Raw genomic sequence first — 16316 nt, 5'->3', positions numbered from 1 at the left:
TTGTGATCCTCTCCGCTGTTCGGTCGGCTTCAGCGGTGCGTGCCTGGCCGAAATGTTTGGCGAAGACAAAGCAAAGCTGCGCCCAAAGGGCAACCCCAAGTCAGCCCTTCCCGCCCAGATCCTGCAGGATCGGGCAATCCGGCCTGTCATCCCCTGCGCAGGCGTCGATCAGGTGGCTCAGCGTTTCGCGCATCGCGTTCAGGTCGGCGATCTTGGCTTCGATCTGCGCCAGATGGTCCCGCGCGACCTGTTTCACATCTGCGCTGGCGCGGGTTTCATCCTCGTAAAGCGCCAGCAATGTCCGGCAATCCCCGATGGTGAATCCCAAAGCCCGGGCACGGCCCAGAAAGTTCAGCTTGTGCACATCCTGATCGCGAAATCGGCGATAGCCGTTGTCGTCGCGCAGCGGTTTGATCAGGTCGATGTCTTCATAGTACCGGATCGTCTTTGCAGGCAGGCCGGTGCGGGAGGACACATCTCCGATATTCATGCGTGCACCTCCTTGGCGGGCGGGATCGGGGTTTCCGGCACGCTGGCTTGAACGCGACGCAGACGCAGCGCGTTCGAGACGACAAAGACACTCGAAAGCGCCATCGCGCCGGCGGCCAGCGCCGGAGACAACAGATGGCCTCCGAACGGGTACAGCGCACCAGCGGCGACCGGGATCAGCAGGACATTGTAACCGAATGCCCATCCCAGGTTCTGGCGAATGTTTCGCATCGTTCTACGGCTGATCTCGGTTGCATTTGCAACCCCGCGCAGATCGCCGGACATCAGAACGACATCAGCCGTTTCGATGGCCACATCGGTGCCCGTCCCGATGGCGATGCCGATGTCAGCCGTTGCCAGCGCCGGGGCGTCGTTTATGCCGTCGCCGACGAAAGCCAGCGTTCCGAACTGGTCCCGCAAGGCGGTGATCGCATCCACCTTGCCGTCGGGCAGCACTTCGGCGGTGACGTGATCGATCCCCAGCCGATCAGCCAAGGCCTGCGCGGTGCGCGCGTTGTCTCCGGTGACCATGGCCACGGTCAGACCCATTTGGTGGAGCCGCTCCAGCGCCTCTTCGGTGCCGGGTTTGACCGGGTCGGACACAGACAACGTGGCTGCGGCCTGCCCATCCAATGCGACGAACAATGGTGTTGCCCCTTCGGCGGCGCGGGCCTCTGCTTCGCTGGCCAAGGCTCCAAGGTCGATCCCGCGTTGCTGCATAAGCCGGTGCGACCCGATCAACACGTTCCGGCCTTCAACCAGCCCCTGCATGCCAAGCCCGGTAATCGACAGGACGTCCGTCGCCTGTGGCAGCGTCGCAGGCCCGGCCCGGGTGATCGCCGAAGCTATCGGGTGTTCCGACCGCGCCTCGAGGGCGGCGGCCAGCCGCACAACCTCATCCCTGTCAAACCCGTTCGCCGTCAGAACATTGTCCAGTTCCGGGCGGCCCAGTGTCAGGGTCCCGGTCTTGTCCAGCGCGATGACGCGTGCCTGCTGAAGCTGCTGCAAGGCATCGCCCTTGCGGAACAACACCCCCAGTTCGGCCGCGCGCCCGGTGCCGACCATGATCGAGGTCGGAGTGGCCAGACCCATGGCGCAGGGGCAGGCTATGATCATCACGGAAACCCCGCCGACAAGGGCCAGCGGCAGGGCGGGGCTTGGGCCGAAGATCAGCCAGGCTGCGACGGTGATCACGGCGACCAGGATGACCGCCGGGACAAAGCGATATGTGATCCGATCGACCAGACCCTGGATCGGCAGTTTGGCCCCCTGCGCCTGCTGCACCATGCGAATGACCTGGGCCAGCACCGTGTCGCCCCCCACGCGCGTCGCCCGAACCCGCAAGGCGCCGGTGCCATTCACGGTGCCGCCGACAACAGCCGCGCCGGCTGATTTTCCAACGGGTATCGGCTCGCCCGTGATCATGCTTTCATCGACGTAAGAGGTGCCCTCGAGCACTTCGGCATCCACCGGCACGCGTTCGCCCGGGCGGATGTGCAGGATGTCGCCCACCGCAATCTCGGCGATAGGGCGGTCTTCTATCCGGCCATCGATTTCGACCCGCGCGCTTTTGGGCTGAAGGCCCGCCAGTTTACGGATCGCAGCCCCGGTTTTGCCCTTGGCGCGCGCCTCCATCAGACGGCCCAGAAGGATCAGAACGACAATCACAGCCGCCGCCTCGTAATAGACGTTGGCAGTTCCCATCGGTAACGCGCCGGGGGCGAATGTGGCTACCACCGAATACAGATAGGCCGCCCCGGTTCCCAGTGCGACCAGCGCGTTCATATCCGGCGTGCCCCTCAGCAACGACGGGATGCCCTTGCGATAAAACACGCGACCGGGCCCCAGCAGCAGGGCCGTTGTCAGGGCGAACTGAATCAACTGGCTGGTCTGCGTGCCGATGGTGGCGTGTACCCAATGGTGGAAGGCGGGGATCATGTGCCCGCCCATCTCAAGAATGAACACGGGCAGGGCAAGAGCGGCCGCCAGCAGAGTGGCCCGGGTCAGCCCTGCTGTTTCAGTGTCTGCGCGATCTTCGGGTGCCGAAACGGCTTGAGGCCGCGCCGGGTAACCGGTGTCGGTGACCACCTGTGCCAGCGCCTGTGGCGATGTTGCCCCCGCGGCGTAGGTCACCGCGGCAGTTTGTGTCGCCAGATTGACCTGCGCTTCGATCACACCGGGGCTGGCCGTCAGCGCGAGCTCGATCTTGGCCACGCACGAGGCGCAGTTCATACTTTCAATGCTCAGATCCGCCCGGCTGGTCTCGGCCGGATACCCTGCCGCGTCCAACGCTTTGGTCAGCGCCGAAACCGGCCCGTCAAAAGCCACCTGTGCGGACTTGGTTGCAAAGTTGACCGAGGCCGTTTCAACCCCGGGCACATCACGCAGCGCCTCTTCAACGCGTCCCACGCAGGATGCGCATCCCATGCCCGTGATTTTCAGCTCTGTCAGTGATTTTTGCGCCATGCGACTCGCCCATGAAGTTTCCTTACCCACCAGATGGGGGTTCCAGTGACGGGAAGGTCAAGGGCCTGGGGCAGCTTTTTTTAGTGCCCCGAGCCGCGCATGTTTCGTTCCATCATGCGCTGATAGAGGCGCGGTGACAGACGGTTGAGCCACCAGGACAGGCGCGCCACGCGGCCAACCGGGATCATGGGCTGCGATTTGTCCAGCCCGCGCAGGATTGTTTCAGCGGCGGCCTCGGGGCTCATTTCGTCCATCCCGTCCTTCGCCGATCCGGGGCGCGCTGTGCCATCCGCCTGCTCTTGTGCGTTGCCGGGGTTGGTGGCCACAAAGGAGGGCGCAGCGATCAGAACGTCAACGCCATGAGGGGCTTCTTCCGAGCGCAGCGATTTGAAGAACCCCTCCAGCGCGTGTTTCGAGGCAGCATAGGCCGTCCGATGGTAAAGCGGTGCAAACCCGGCCACCGATGAGATGGCCAGATGTGTCCCCTTTGACGCCCGAACCGGGTGCAAGAAGGCGCGGGCCATTTCAACGGCCGCAAAATAGTTGATGTCAAACAGAGTTCGGTGGCTGGCCGCGTCGGACTTTTCAAAGCCCCTGATTTGCGTGACGCCGGCGTTGTAGATGACCAGATCGATACTGTCGCTGGTCGCGATCACCTTTTGAGTTGCCCTGGCAAGCTGGTCGGGATCCGTTAGATCGCAGCCAACAGGCAACTGGTTCGGCCCGGTGTCCAGACCTGAAACATCGCGATCCAGCAGCACCACCCGCCACCCGCGACTTTGCAGAGCATGGCTGAGGGCCCGCCCCAAACCGCCCGCCCCGCCGGATATGACAGCCGTCTTCATAGCCCCGCCTGCTTTTGCCAGAGCGAGAATACCTGGGCGCTGGTTTTTTTCGGAGTGTAACCGAAGTCGGATTTCAGGGCGGTGTTGTCCAATACCGGTCGATATTGCAGAAATCGCACCTGTTCCGGCCCATAGCGGGACAGACCCAGCGGACGTGCAGCGGCCAAAGCCGATTTCAGCGCCCAAGCGGGCAGGCGCAGAACCGGTTTCCCCATCGCACGCGCCAGATCGGTCACGCCCATCGCGCCGTCCCCGGCGACGTTGTAAACGCCAACCGGCCCGTCGGTTGCCGCGCGCTTCAGGATGCGTGCCAGATCATGCGTCCAAATGAACACAAACGGGCTTTCGCTGCCGACGACGGCCAGCAGGCGGGGTTTGCGAAACAGGGCGGTGATCTGGTTTTCGGACCCGGCCCCCAGAACCGTGCCCACGCGCAGCACGACCTGTTCCAGATCGGGGGCGGCACTGCGAACCTCGGCCAGCATCTCTTCGACCTGCCTTTTGTGATCGGAATACGGAAACTCGGGGTTGCCGCGCAACGGATCATCCTCGCGCAGGGGCACGGGGTTGTCCGGGTGATAGCCGTAGGCTGCACCCGAGGATGTGACCACCAATCTTCGCACTCCGTTGGCAAGGGCCGCGTTCACCACCTTGCGGGTGCCCTCGACATCAACCGCATATGCCGCCGCCCGTTCCATTTTTGGCGCAGGCGTCACGATGGAGGCCAGATGCACTATGACATCAGGCTTCACGTTGGAGATCACGCGCGCGGGCGCGTCGGTCGTCACATCCAAGGGCAGATAGTGGACGTTTTCCGGCATGCTGTCGGGGCGTTTGATATCCGTTGCAAAAACATCGTGCCCCTTGAGTTCGGGCAACAGTGCCTGCCCGACCATACCGGCGGCGCCCGTGATCAGGATACGGCTCATCGCGCGGCCTCGGTTCGGGCCATGAACGACGCCAGGGCAATCCCCGAGATCGCGTGCCAGATGCCCCAGAACGCGGCCACCACGGCCATGCCGCCCAGCCCGTGAAAAAAGGCAAAGATCAGCACCAGCCCAAGGCCGGAATTCTGAATGCCGGTTTCGATGGTGATGGCGCGGCGATCGAAAGGGGACAGCCGGGTCAGAGTGGCCACAACCCAACCGCCCCCCAGCGCCAGAGCGTTGTGAAGGATCACAAGCCCGGCAACAGCCCCGGCAAAGCTGAGGAAGAACCCCCAGTTCGCGCCCAGGGCAAGTAAGATGAAAGCCGAAAAAATACCCATCGACAGGTATTGCAGCGGCGCACGCAACCGTGCGGTCAGGGCCGGGCGGCGCTGGTTCAGAGCGATGCCCAGGACCAGAGGCAGGATTAACATCAACCCGACAAGGATTGCGATTTGCACCGGGTCAATCTGGGTCTGTTGCAGGATCGCGCGTGTCGGCGGATACAACCCGCCCCAAAGCGCAATGTTGAAGGGCGTCATGAAAATCGCGCCGATGGTGGCAAAGGCGGTCATCGACACCGACAGCGCCGCATTGCCACCGGCGCGGTGCGTAATGAAGTTCGAGATATTGCCCCCCGGACAGGCTGCGACAAGGATCAGCCCAAGCGCAATAGACGGTCGAGGAGCCGTCACCCACACAAGCGCAAAAGTCAGCGCCGGCAGGACCAGGAATTGGGATACCAGCCCGACGATCACTGGCTTCGGCGCGCGCCTGAGGCGATCAAAATCCCTTGGTGTCAGATCGATCGCAATCGAGAACATCACGATCGCCAGTATCGCATTCAACAGCGTCAGAGAGGCCGGGCTGAAATTCAGCGTAATTTCGTCGATACCACTCATACGGCGGCTTTCCGCAGCCGTTCGATCCATCCGGTGACAGCCTTTCTGTAGGTGGCCTTGTCCACGTAGTAAGCCATTCGCGGCAGATCGATATAGCTCATGCCTCCGGTGGCGCGCGTATAGTCTATTTGTTTTTTGGATTTCAGATCGGCCGCCACCGGGCAGCCCTTTTGAAGACCTTTGATATAGCGCGCCACCATTTCGGCCTGCTCGTGCCTGCCTTGCCAGCCCAGACCCGTGGCCTCGACCATGCCCAGCACAAAAAGATCGTCCCGTTCGGGGTGCATCGCGTTCAGGTACAGATGTGGAGCATCGCCCTGCCAGTTCAGCAGGCCCTGGTCGATGAACGGATAGTGCAGCTTGTATCCGGTCGCGGCGAGAATCATGTCATAGTCTGCGCGCGTGCCGTCCTTGAAATGCACGGTTTTGCCTTCCAGGCGGTTGATATTGGGGCGAATGCGCAGGTCGCCATGGCCCGCGTGATACAGGACAAGCGAATTCACCACCGGGTGGCTTTCGTAAAGCTGATAATCGGGCTTGGGAAAGCCGTATTTCTGCGGATCACCGACAAACCAACTGAGGATGAGGCTGTCCACCTTGCGCTTCAGCCACATCGGCAGGCGGATCTTGCCGCCCATCGTGTCGGCCGGTTTGCCGAAAACGTATTTCGGCACGAAGTAATAGCCGCGCCGCATCGACAGATCGCAGCGTTCTGCGTGATGGATTGCGTCAACCGCAATGTCACAGCCGGAATTGCCCGCGCCCACGACCAACACACGCTTGCCGTCGAACTGGCTGGGGTACCGATATTGCGAGGCGTGGATCAACTCGCCGTCAAACGTGCCGCAAAAGCTGGGCATATTCGGTTCCGACAAGGTGCCGTTTGCAATCAGAACCCCTGCGAATTCGGCCTGATGTTCACCTTGGGCGTCCCGCCAGCCAACACGCCAACCATCACCGGATTTGCCTAGCGGAGTGATCCGGGTGACTTCTGCATTGAACCTGTAGCTTTCACGCAGGCCGAAACGATCGGCAAAGGACCGGAAATAGTCGCGCATCGCCCGGTGCGAGGGGTACTCGGCCACCGCCTCATCCATCGGGAAATCCTCGAATTCGGTCATGCGTTTTGAAGAGATCAGATGCGCCGATTCATACATGGTTGATCTGGGGGCATCGATATCCCACAGACCGCCCACATCCGAATGCAATTCGAACCCCTGAAAGGCGATGCCCTGTTCCTTCAGCACCTTGGCTGCGGCCAAACCCATCGGCCCCGCCCCGATCAGGGCGAATGCGTTGCGCGTCTGTGTCATGAACCCTCCCGAAGTTCGTGACGCTTAACTTGAACGAACGACCAAAATAAGGCAAGATGAAATTCATGAGTCCAAAAAACATCGAAAAACCAAGGCAAAGAGCCCCGTCCAGGCGATCGCTTGAAACCAAGGCGCGGATCATGGATGCGGCTGAAACCGTCTTTGCCGAACGGGGATTCGAGGGTGCGTCGATCCGGGATATCGCGGCCTTGGCAGGGGTTCAGATTGGTCTTGTGCACCATCATGGTGGTGGCAAGGAGGAATTGTTTTACAAAACCGTGGCGCGGCGCGCGGACGCGCTGGCGCAGCTTCGGATCGACGCGTTGAACAGGGCCAAGGCCGTCGCTCCGCTGACGCTTCACAGCATTCTGGACAGCTTTATCCGACCCTATGTGGACCTGGCAGAAACGGGTGGGCCCGGATGGATGGCATATGGGCGGTTGGTGGCCCACGTATCGGTTGACCCCAGGTGGCGCGATATCGCAGCGGAATGTTTCGACCCTACCGCCCAGCTGTTCATTACCGAGATCGCCACGCTTTACCCGGATGTCGATCCTGCGGTTTTGGCAAGTGGCCAGGTTTATTCGGTCTCGGCGATGCTGGCCCATCTTAACAGCGGATGGCGGGTCAAAGCCCTGTCGCAGGGCGGTGACGTATCAGGCATGGAGCGTCTGGTGGACTTTTGCGCCGCCGGTATCGAAGCAATGGTACGATCCGACCATTGATGAACCATCACGCGGTGCCCGGTTGCGTGTTCAATCGTTCAGTTGGCGCCTTGTATCCGAAGTATCTGTTTCCAAAAGTTGGACAATTGGCGCGTACTAGATGATTGTGTCCTTTTCGACGCTCTTTGGGGCGTCATTCGCCTTGATTGAGGTGAAAACGTGGCGTCAATGTGGCGTTTGAGCTAGGAATATGATCCTGTTGTGCTGCTCTTTCCCAGAGTGGTTTGTAACGAGTATTCATACGTAAGGTGGGCACATGACTTTGATACGAAACATAGCTGCGATCGCTGTTGCAGGTGTGATGGCTGCAAGCGGTGCGTCGGCGCTGACCATTTCCAGCATCTCGCCCTCTTGGCAAAACGTAAATCCAAGTTCCGGCGTTACTGAAAGCACCTCTGGTTCTACGATTTCTCTTCGGTGGGGAAGTGGCAGCAGCTCAAGTGGTTACGATTTCACGCCAACTGGCACGCCAATTTCAGGTCTGTTGCCTGGAACGGCATTTGCTCTGGGTCAGTTCTCGCATCTGAATTTCCCGATCACTGGAACAACACTGAGCTCGGTCGACCTTCTTGTCGATATATTGATAAGCGGTGGCCCTCTGGTGTCCTCTTCGTTTGCCCTGACGCATAACGAGACATTGAATCGCCCAGCGAACTGTCCGGCGGATTCCACCCCTTGTGATGACATCGTGACCATTACCAACAATTTGGGCTCTCAAAGCTTTAATTTCCGTGGACAAAATTATGTGTTCTCGGTCCTCGGTTTCTCTCAGGACGGCGGCAGCACCATTTCTAACGGCTTCAGCACAACGGAAAACATGCAAAACGTCGCAACGCTGTATGGGGAATACACGATTGCCCCCGTGCCGCTGCCCGCTGCTGGCTGGCTGCTTCTTGGCGGCATCAGCGGTTTGTTTGTGATGGGGCGTCGGAAAAAGCGCAGCACGGCCTGATTTGGCTTTACATGCTCTCACCATTATTGGTGGTGAGAGCAGACCCGGAACTGTGCCGATCTTTTTCGACCAGGATTTTCAGCCTGACAGCGCATGCGCCCCCTGGGTTCGACTTGATAGCTTTGGCTGGAATCGACAAGCGCGCTTGTTGGACACCTGTCGCGGTGACGCGCGGTCATCATTCTTGCTGCAAATGTTCGAACAAAATCTTGCTGAATACCGATGGCGGCGATGTTCGTACCGCACTGGGTGAAGCGAAAAAACCGAACATGATGATCAGAATGATCAGAGCAGTACCGGCGAGGCAAGCCGCCGAGAGGTGAAAGACCGAGCGAACCATTGCGACACTCCCTTCTTTTGATATCCGTAAATTTTGTGAGGGCTGAAACGTCAACCTGACTTTGCCAATTGCTGTTTCAGCCTTTGGTTTTCCGCCTGCAACTCTGCCAACTGCTGCCCCAGCCTGTTCAGATGAGGGCGCAACTCTGCTTCGGTGAAGCGCGGCGTGATGTGGCTTGGGCAGTTCCAGTCCAACGCCTCGACGCGGATGACCACGGCCCGTTCGGCCGGTGCCTCGGCCTCTTCCGGGTAAAGGGTGGCGGCCGCTGTTTCGCCTTCCGTGAACACGACACGCCCAAGGATCTTGAGACGGCGTCGGTTGGCGTAATCCATCAGGATCATTGCAATACGATCATTGCCGTCCAGATTCCCGCGCGAGATATACTGTTTATTGCCGGAAAAATCCGCATATCCGATGGTCTGAGGGCCAAGCACCTTCAGAAACCCTGTCGGCCCGCCCCGATACTGCACATAGGGCCAGCCGGTCTCGGACACGGTGGATTGATAGAACCCGTCCCGCGCCTGAATGAACTCTTTCTCGGGGTCTCCGATCAGATGGCCTTGCCGCGGGCCACCTGCAATGAACTTGGCATAGGTTCTGGCCGATCCCATCCTTTCTTGATGGGCGCGGACTGCGGGTGTGAAGGTCAGTTCGGAAAAAGCGCGGGGCATTGGAATATCCTTTCAAAAACCCAGTTCGGACAACCCGGGGTGGTCATGAGGGCGTTCGCCCAAGGGCCAATGGAACAGCCTGTCATCTTCGGCTATCGGAAGATCGTTGAGCGAGGCATGGCGATGTGACATGCGCCCGTCATCGGCGAACTCCCAGTTTTCATTGCCATAGGATCTGAACCACTGACCGCTGTCGTCGCGCCATTCATAGGCATAGCGTACGGCAATGCGATTTCCGGCAAAGACCCACAGTTCTTTGATCAGGCGATAATCCAGTTCCTTCCGCCATTTGCGGGTCAGAAAGGCGTGGATGTCGGCATGGCCGGACAGGAATTCAGCCCGATTCCGCCATTGACTGTCATCCGTATAGGCGGGCGTCACGCGGTTGGGATCGCGGCTGTTCCAGGCATTTTCCGCCGTGCGCACTTTTTGAGTGGCAGTTTCCAACGTGAAGGGAGGCAAGGGAGTTCTGGACATTTCGCAAAGGCTTTCAGGTGAGGGAGGCGGCAAGAAGAGCCATGGTCAGAAGGAAGGGGACGTACTGAGGTGGAAAAATGCTGGCGCGACGTTTCATCGGTCAAATCCTCGGGTGTACAGATCGGTTAACTTACAGGCAAAGTGTACCGATCTGTAAACTTTTGCAAGTGGAAATTTCATGGTGAGACAAGGCGCCTGGTAAAACTATTTCAAAACAACGCTTTGGCCTGGGGTCATTGTACTTCACGCTCCATGGTAATATGTACAGAACGGTACACCATGGAGCCGAATCATGCGCCCAAACAAACGGGATGAGTTGGTCAGCAAGGCCCTGAAGGTCTTTTACCGCGACGGGTTTCACGCAACCGGCATGGACAAGCTGGTCGTGGAAACAGGCGTGTCCAAGACGTCGATGTACAAGCATTTCCGCACCAAGGAAGACCTGATCGTCGCCGCGCTGCGCTTGCGGGATGAGAACTTTCGCGACTGGTTCTTTCAGCGCATCGACGAGATGGCGGAAACACCGGCCGAGCAGATCATCGTCAGTTTCGATGCCCTGAAAGAGTGGTTCGAAGAGGACGGGTTCCGGGGCTGCATGTTCATCAAGGCCGGGGCCGAGTATCAGGACAAGGATCACCCGATCCATGTACAGGCCGCCGAACACAAACAGCTTTTGCTGGAACACTTCACAGCCATAGCCCAGCAGGCCGGCGCGCATGATCCTCGGAAGCTCGCGAGTCAGATCGTGTTGTTGCAAGAAGGAGCCATCGTTTCCGCCGTTCTGCTCAAGAACTGCGATCCGGCGGAAGACGCGAAGGATGCGGCCAAGCACCTTTTGGCCAAAGCACTGACTTAACCCCGCCAGCCAATAGGTATTCTCTGACATCGTAGGCCAGGGAACGTTGCGTTGTTCCGCAAAGGGACGCGGCGTCACAAGGATTGGCGTGAACCGAACACGGCGCTAGCCTTTTCCGGAAAGACCGATTGGAGGGCGTTCAATGTCACTTTTCACTTCGACTGCGGCATGGGTCACTGATGAACACCGCATGTTCGCGGATATGGCGGGTCGGTTCATGGATGACGAACTGTCGCCTAATATCGAAACCTGGGTTGAAAACGGCGTTGTGGATCGCGATTTCTGGCGCAAGGCCGGCGAAACCGGGCTGATGGCAGGTGCGGTTCCCGAAGAATATGGCGGCGTCGGCGGCGGCATGGGCTTTGACGCCATCACGGCCTACGAACAGGGCGCGCGGGGTGATGCGGGTTGGGGCTACGGCATCCAGTCGATCGTGACCCACTATCTCACCGCGTATGGCAGCGAAGATCAGAAGAAGAAGTGGTTGCCCAAACTGGCGTCGGGTGAATTGGTCGGCGCGCTGGCAATGACCGAACCCAGTACCGGTTCGGACGTGCAGGCGGTGCGGACGACTGCCGAGAAGGACGGCAACTCCTACCGGTTGAACGGGTCCAAAATCTTCATCACGAACGGACAGACTGCGGATCTGATCATCGTGGCCGCCAAGACCGACAAAACCGCTGGCGCACGCGGCGTTTCGTTGATCGTGGTGGAAACTGACGGGTGTGAAGGTTTTCGCCGGGGGCGGAACCTCAAGAAACTGGGCATGAAGGGCAATGACACTGCCGAACTGTTTTTCGAAGATGTCAAAGTGCCGATGACAAACCTGCTGGGCCCCGAGGAAGGGCAGGGATTCTATCAGCTTATGAAACAGCTGCCGTGGGAACGGCTGAATATCGCGATCATGGCGCTGGGCGCGATCGATTTCGCCATCGGCGAAACCGTGAAATACGTGCAGGAACGCAAAGCCTTCGGGCAGCGGGTGATGGATTTTCAGAATACCCGGTTCAAACTGGCGGAATGCAAGACCAAGGCCGAGGTTCTGCGCAGTTTCATCAATGATTGTATCGGGAAACTGGAAGCAGGCGAGTTGGACGCGGCAACTGCTTCGATGGCCAAATACTGGGGGTCCGAGGTGCAGAACGAGATCATGCATGAATGCCTGCAACTGTTCGGCGGCTACGGGTTCATGATGGAATACCCGATTGCACGTCTTTACGCGGATGCCAGGGTGCAGATGATCTATGGCGGCACCAATGAGGTCATGAAAGAGCTGATCGCGCGATCGCTCGACGTCTGAGCCCACCACGCGGGCCCTCCCGCCCGTCGTCTTCATTCCTGACGGAATGACTCCTCCGGTTGGGCCCGGCAGGCCCGGGCAAAGCCCGGGCCTGCCGGGCCTGTTTCGTTGTCGCAGCACGGGTCAAAAGGCCGCTTGCAAAGGGGGGGTGTCGGTATGATGATCCGCCGACAAGACTCAGAGGCCCGACGTGAACGATCCCGAACAATCACTTTGGCAGACCACCTGCACCGAGACAGTCCCCGCACCGCCCCTGACCGCTGACGCAGCGGTTGATCTGGCTGTCATCGGAGGTGGCTACACCGGCTGTTCAGCGGCTTTGACCGCTGCCCGCGCCGGCGCGTCGGTCTGCCTGCTCGAGGCGCAGGAGATCGGGTTTGGCGGTTCGGGGCGCAATGTCGGTCTGGTCAATGCGGGGCTGTGGCTGCCGCCGGATGACATCCGGGCGCATATCGGTATTGAACCGGGGAACCGTTTGATCGACTTGCTGGCCAAGGCGCCGGCGGATGTGTTTGCCTTGATCGATGAATATGGCATTGCGTGTGAGCCCGTGCGCAGCGGAACCCTGCATTGCGCTCATTCCGCGTCGGGTTTGAAGGACCTGCATACGCGTCATGCGCAGTTGAGCGAAGCCGGAGCGCCGGTTGTGCTGTTGTCGGCGGACCAGGCCGGTGAACGCACCGGCAGCCAGGCCTTTCACGGTGCCTTGTTCGATCCACGGGCAGGAACCATTCAACCTTTGGCCTATGCGGTGGGTTTGGCACGCGCGGCGTCACAGGCCGGGGCGCGGATACATACGCAAAGCCCCGTGCAGACCATGACATATGAGGGCGGGCACTGGGTTCTGGTGACACCGGGCGGGACGGTTCGGGCAAGATCGGTCATTCAGGCGACGAATGCCTATCATCTTGCGCTGCCGGATACCGCGCCTGCCTATGTGCCGGTCTATTATTTCCAGTACGCCACGGCCCCGCTGACGGACAATTTGCGCGCCAGTATCCTGCCACGGAAAGATGGGTGCTGGGATACCGGGCTGATCATGACGTCATTCCGGCTGGATCAGGCGGGGCGGATGATCATTGGCGGCATGGGGGATCTGGGACACGCCGGCCGGGTTGCACATTCCGGTTGGGTCCGGCGCAAGCTGGCCGAGCTCTATCCGCAATTGGCCAACCAGTCGTTGGAACACGGGTGGCACGGGCGGATCGCAATGACATCGGATCATATTCCAAAGATCACGCAGATCGGCCCCAACGCTTTGGCCGCACACGGGTATTCCGGTCGCGGCATCGGCCCGGGCACGGTGTTCGGCCGCATGATGGCCGAAAGCCTTCTGGCCGATGATCTCTCGCTTCTGCCGGTTCCCGCCGTGTCGGAACACCGCGAAAACTGGACGCGCGTGCGCCGCGCATTTTTTGAATCCGGCGCGGCGCTGACGCATCTTGTAAAGGCGCGGTTCTAAGTTCAGACAGACCGGGTGATACCGCCGTCCACCCGGATATTCTGTCCGGTGATGTAACCGCCGCCTTCCGAGGCGAGCAGAGCGACGACCGAGGCGATCTCGTCGTAGCTGCGCCCATAACGACCCATCGGAATGCGGCTGCGGAATTCTTCTTTCTCGGGCAGGCTGTCAATGAAGCCCGGAAGAATGTTGTTCATGCGGATATTCTCGGCGGCATATTTGTCCGAGTACAGCTTGGTGAAGGCGGCCAACCCGGCGCGGAACACGCCCGACGTCGGGAAAACCGGATCCGGCTCGAAGGCGGCAAAGGTCGAGATGTTGATGATCGAGCCTCCTCCCTGCGCCTGCATGATCGGGGTCACAAGCCGGGTTGGGCGCACCGCGTTCAGGAAATAGACATCCATGCCGGTGTGCCAATCCTCATCCGTCAATTCAAGGATCGGGGCACGGGGGCCGTGACCGGCAGAATTGACCAGAACGTCAACACGCCCCCAATGGGCCATGGCGGCATCGACAAGTTTCTGCAAATCCTCGGTGGACTGGTTCGAGCCGGTAATACCGACACCGCCCAGCTCTTTTGCCAAAGCTTCCCCTTTGCCCGAGGAGGACAGAATGCCGACCTTGAAACCGTCCGCCGCCAGCCTCCGGGCGGAATCCGCCCCCATGCCACTGCCGCCCGCTGTGATAAGTGCTACCTTTTCCATCTGACATCTCCGTTTTCAGTTGATCCCAAGATGGCTGTCGGACAGTGGTTTGACCAATCAGTTCTGCTGCCTCTATTCTGTAGAAAATCTACAGGATAACAGCATGACCGCCCTTCCACCCCTTAACGCCTTGCGCGCTTTCGAGGCTTCTGCCCGTCACTTGAACTTTCGACTGGCCGCCGAAGAGCTGGGCGTGACGCAGGGCGCCGTGGCGCAGCAGGTGCGCGGGCTTGAGGCGCGATTGAACGAGGTTCTGTTCGACCGCCTGCCGCGCGGGTTGCGCCTGACGGATGCCGGGCGGCGGTTTCACGCGCCCCTGCGACGTGCTTTCAGGTTGATCGAAGAGGCTGTGGCCGACTTGTCTCCGGACCGGCGGATCACATTGTCGGTCACGCCCAGCTTTGCCTCGAAATGGTTGGTGCCGCGTTTGTCGGGCTTCACGGACCTGTATCCGGACGTCTCGGTTCAGGTGGATGCGCGCGAGCGTCTGGCGGATTTCAGTTCGGATGGCGTCGATCTTGCAGTCAGGCAGGGTCGGGCGCCGTTTGCGGCGGAACTGGAGGCGGTGCCTTTGTTCTCGACCGAATTCATCCCGGTATGCAGCCCTTCTGTTGCGGGCGGAATCAGCACCTCTTCTGATCTGCTGACGCAAGTGCTGCTGAACGACACCCACGGATTGTGGCCCTTGTTCCTTGAACGGGTGGGGGTAAGCGGAAAACCCAGAATGATGAGCTTCAGCCAGACCAGCCTTGCGATCGATGCCGCAGTTTCGGGGCAGGGGATAGCACTGGCCAATGCGCCTCTTGTCGCGCCCGAGGTGGCCTCGGGCCGTCTTGTTCAGCCGCTTGCGGATGTCCTGGTTGCAGATCTGGGGTTTTACGTGGTTGCGCCCCGCAAGCCGCGCCAGCCGCAACTGGTCAGGATCATGCGCGACTGGCTGTTGTCTCAGGTCTGAAGAGACGCGGCGATCGCCTCGATCCGGGCCCGCAACCAGCGATGTGCCGGATCATTGGCCGACCTTTGGTGCCAGACCATGTAGATCGACACCGGGGCGCATTCGAACGGCAGTGGCGCGCAATCCAGCATGGCCAGCGGGCCCTGTTTCATCAGCGCCGTGTCGGTCGAGATCAGGTCGCTGCCCAGTATGAAGGCCGGGATGGCGTTGAAATGCGGCAAGGTCACCACTGCTGGCCTGATCTGGCTTTGATCGACGCCACGCATGACGGCGCGGGCATTGCGGCCATCGGCAAAGCGAACCTCGACATGATCGCAGTTGCAATAGGCGTCCCAACTGTCCGGCGGCGTGCGCTGTGTGGCGTCATAGAACAGCATCAGCGGGCTGGTCATCAGGCGTTTTTGAAAGATATCCGGCCCATCCGGTGGCAACGGGGTCAGCATCAACTGGCATCTGTCACTGCGCAGCAGCTCGGGGTCGGGCACGCCTGAAGGAATGAATTCCAGCCGCAGACCTGCGTCTTCGGCACGTGTTTCTCGTAACAGCTGCGGAAAGATCAACTCGCGCGGCATGTCATTGGTGGCGATGCGGATCCTGATCTGTTCAGACTGCGGATCGAACGGCCGCCCTTCGGTCAGCGCCCGCATTCCGTCCAGCACCTTTTGTGCGGGCTCCTTCAGGGACAAGGCGCGCTCGGTCGGGGTCAGGCCCTGACCGGACCGAACAAACAACGGGTCGCCCAGCACCAGCCGGAGCTTGGCCAGCGTGTGGCTGATGGCCGATTGCGTGACGCCCAGCCGATCCGCAGCTTTCGAAACCGAGCTTTCCTCGAGAATGGTCAGAAAGGTGCGCAGAACCTTGCCGTCGAGATCAGTGAAATCGATTTTCCTCATACCACTTATGATTATGCATGAATGGTTTCGCTGTCCATGA

At 60.0% G+C, this 16316-nt stretch carries 16 protein-coding genes; 6 read left to right on the top strand and 10 right to left on the bottom strand.

Features of this window, described 5'->3' with window-relative positions; translation table 11 throughout:
• Positions 1–100: 100 nt before the first annotated feature.
• From cueR to I9185_RS07720, 6 genes are all read right to left on the bottom strand, one after another.
• Positions 101–490 (bottom strand): Cu(I)-responsive transcriptional regulator, encoded by a 390-nt coding sequence (gene cueR / locus I9185_RS07745; RefSeq protein WP_209832319.1) that lies wholly within the window; start codon positions 488–490, stop codon positions 101–103.
• Positions 487–2955, bottom strand: coding sequence for a heavy metal translocating P-type ATPase (locus tag I9185_RS07740; protein ID WP_210092712.1), 2469 nt, complete (start codon positions 2953–2955; stop codon positions 487–489). Before I9185_RS07740 ends, cueR begins: the two co-directional genes overlap by 4 nt.
• Before the next feature lie 80 nt (positions 2956–3035).
• Complete coding sequence (locus I9185_RS07735) at positions 3036–3800, bottom strand: SDR family NAD(P)-dependent oxidoreductase (RefSeq protein WP_171634261.1); 765 nt, start codon at positions 3798–3800, stop codon at positions 3036–3038.
• Entirely contained in the window at positions 3797–4729 is a 933-nt protein-coding gene (locus tag I9185_RS07730; protein WP_209832323.1) for an SDR family oxidoreductase, read from the bottom strand. Before I9185_RS07730 ends, I9185_RS07735 begins: the two co-directional genes overlap by 4 nt.
• A complete protein-coding gene (locus I9185_RS07725) occupies positions 4726–5628 on the bottom strand; it encodes a bile acid:sodium symporter family protein (protein ID WP_171722787.1) in 903 nt (300 codons plus the stop codon). Before I9185_RS07725 ends, I9185_RS07730 begins: the two co-directional genes overlap by 4 nt.
• Positions 5625–6941 (bottom strand): NAD(P)-binding domain-containing protein, encoded by a 1317-nt coding sequence (locus I9185_RS07720; protein WP_210092711.1) that lies wholly within the window; start codon positions 6939–6941, stop codon positions 5625–5627. The genes I9185_RS07725 and I9185_RS07720 overlap by 4 nt, the downstream gene beginning before the upstream one ends.
• A 65-nt stretch (positions 6942–7006) precedes the next feature.
• On the opposite strand from I9185_RS07720, the gene I9185_RS07715 reads away from it, so the two are divergent.
• Positions 7007–7666: a TetR/AcrR family transcriptional regulator gene (locus I9185_RS07715; protein ID WP_171722789.1), complete on the top strand. Its 660-nt coding sequence runs from the start codon at positions 7007–7009 to the stop codon at positions 7664–7666.
• A 256-nt stretch (positions 7667–7922) separates the two neighbouring features.
• On the top strand, positions 7923–8618 hold the full coding sequence (locus tag I9185_RS07710) for a THxN family PEP-CTERM protein (protein ID WP_210092710.1): 696 nt from the start codon (positions 7923–7925) through the stop codon (positions 8616–8618).
• Positions 8619–9008: 390 nt separating this feature from the next.
• Here the strand turns inward: I9185_RS07710 and I9185_RS07705 are convergent, their stop codons facing one another.
• Positions 9009–9629, bottom strand: coding sequence for a pyridoxamine 5'-phosphate oxidase family protein (locus tag I9185_RS07705; RefSeq protein WP_171634247.1), 621 nt, complete (start codon positions 9627–9629; stop codon positions 9009–9011).
• Between the two features lie 12 nt (positions 9630–9641).
• Positions 9642–10106 (bottom strand): nuclear transport factor 2 family protein, encoded by a 465-nt coding sequence (locus I9185_RS07700; protein ID WP_210092709.1) that lies wholly within the window; start codon positions 10104–10106, stop codon positions 9642–9644.
• A 292-nt stretch (positions 10107–10398) separates the two neighbouring features.
• On the opposite strand from I9185_RS07700, the gene I9185_RS07695 reads away from it, so the two are divergent.
• The 3 genes from I9185_RS07695 (at position 10399) to I9185_RS07685 (ending at position 13724) form a co-directional block, all read left to right on the top strand.
• Positions 10399–10962 (top strand): TetR family transcriptional regulator, encoded by a 564-nt coding sequence (locus I9185_RS07695; RefSeq protein ID WP_171634241.1) that lies wholly within the window; start codon positions 10399–10401, stop codon positions 10960–10962.
• A gap of 142 nt (positions 10963–11104) precedes the next feature.
• Positions 11105–12262 carry an acyl-CoA dehydrogenase family protein gene (locus I9185_RS07690; RefSeq protein ID WP_210092708.1) on the top strand — a complete coding sequence of 386 codons (1158 nt, stop codon included), beginning with the start codon at positions 11105–11107 and terminating at the stop codon, positions 12260–12262.
• Between the two features lie 190 nt (positions 12263–12452).
• A complete protein-coding gene (locus I9185_RS07685) occupies positions 12453–13724 on the top strand; it encodes an FAD-binding oxidoreductase (RefSeq protein ID WP_210092707.1) in 1272 nt (423 codons plus the stop codon).
• 2 nt (positions 13725–13726) lie between these two features.
• On the opposite strand, the gene I9185_RS07680 is transcribed toward I9185_RS07685, so the two are convergent.
• The gene (locus I9185_RS07680; RefSeq protein WP_171634230.1) at positions 13727–14428 is read right to left on the bottom strand and encodes an SDR family oxidoreductase; all 702 of its coding nucleotides are present in this window, start codon (positions 14426–14428) and stop codon (positions 13727–13729) included.
• 103 nt (positions 14429–14531) lie between these two features.
• Between I9185_RS07680 and I9185_RS07675 the strand changes: the two genes are divergently transcribed.
• Positions 14532–15383 carry a LysR substrate-binding domain-containing protein gene (locus I9185_RS07675; RefSeq protein WP_171634228.1) on the top strand — a complete coding sequence of 284 codons (852 nt, stop codon included), beginning with the start codon at positions 14532–14534 and terminating at the stop codon, positions 15381–15383.
• Here I9185_RS07675 and I9185_RS07670 read toward each other — a convergent pair.
• Positions 15374–16276 (bottom strand): LysR family transcriptional regulator, encoded by a 903-nt coding sequence (locus I9185_RS07670; protein ID WP_171634225.1) that lies wholly within the window; start codon positions 16274–16276, stop codon positions 15374–15376. The two genes, I9185_RS07675 and I9185_RS07670, sit on opposite strands and share 10 nt — an antisense overlap.
• Positions 16277–16316 lie beyond the last annotated feature (40 nt).

It is taken from the genome of Ruegeria sp. HKCCSP346, assembly GCF_017872595.1.
Lineage (GTDB): Bacteria > Pseudomonadota > Alphaproteobacteria > Rhodobacterales > Rhodobacteraceae > Ruegeria.
Note: the sequence above shows the minus strand (reverse complement) of the source record. Positions and strands in the feature narration are given on the sequence as shown.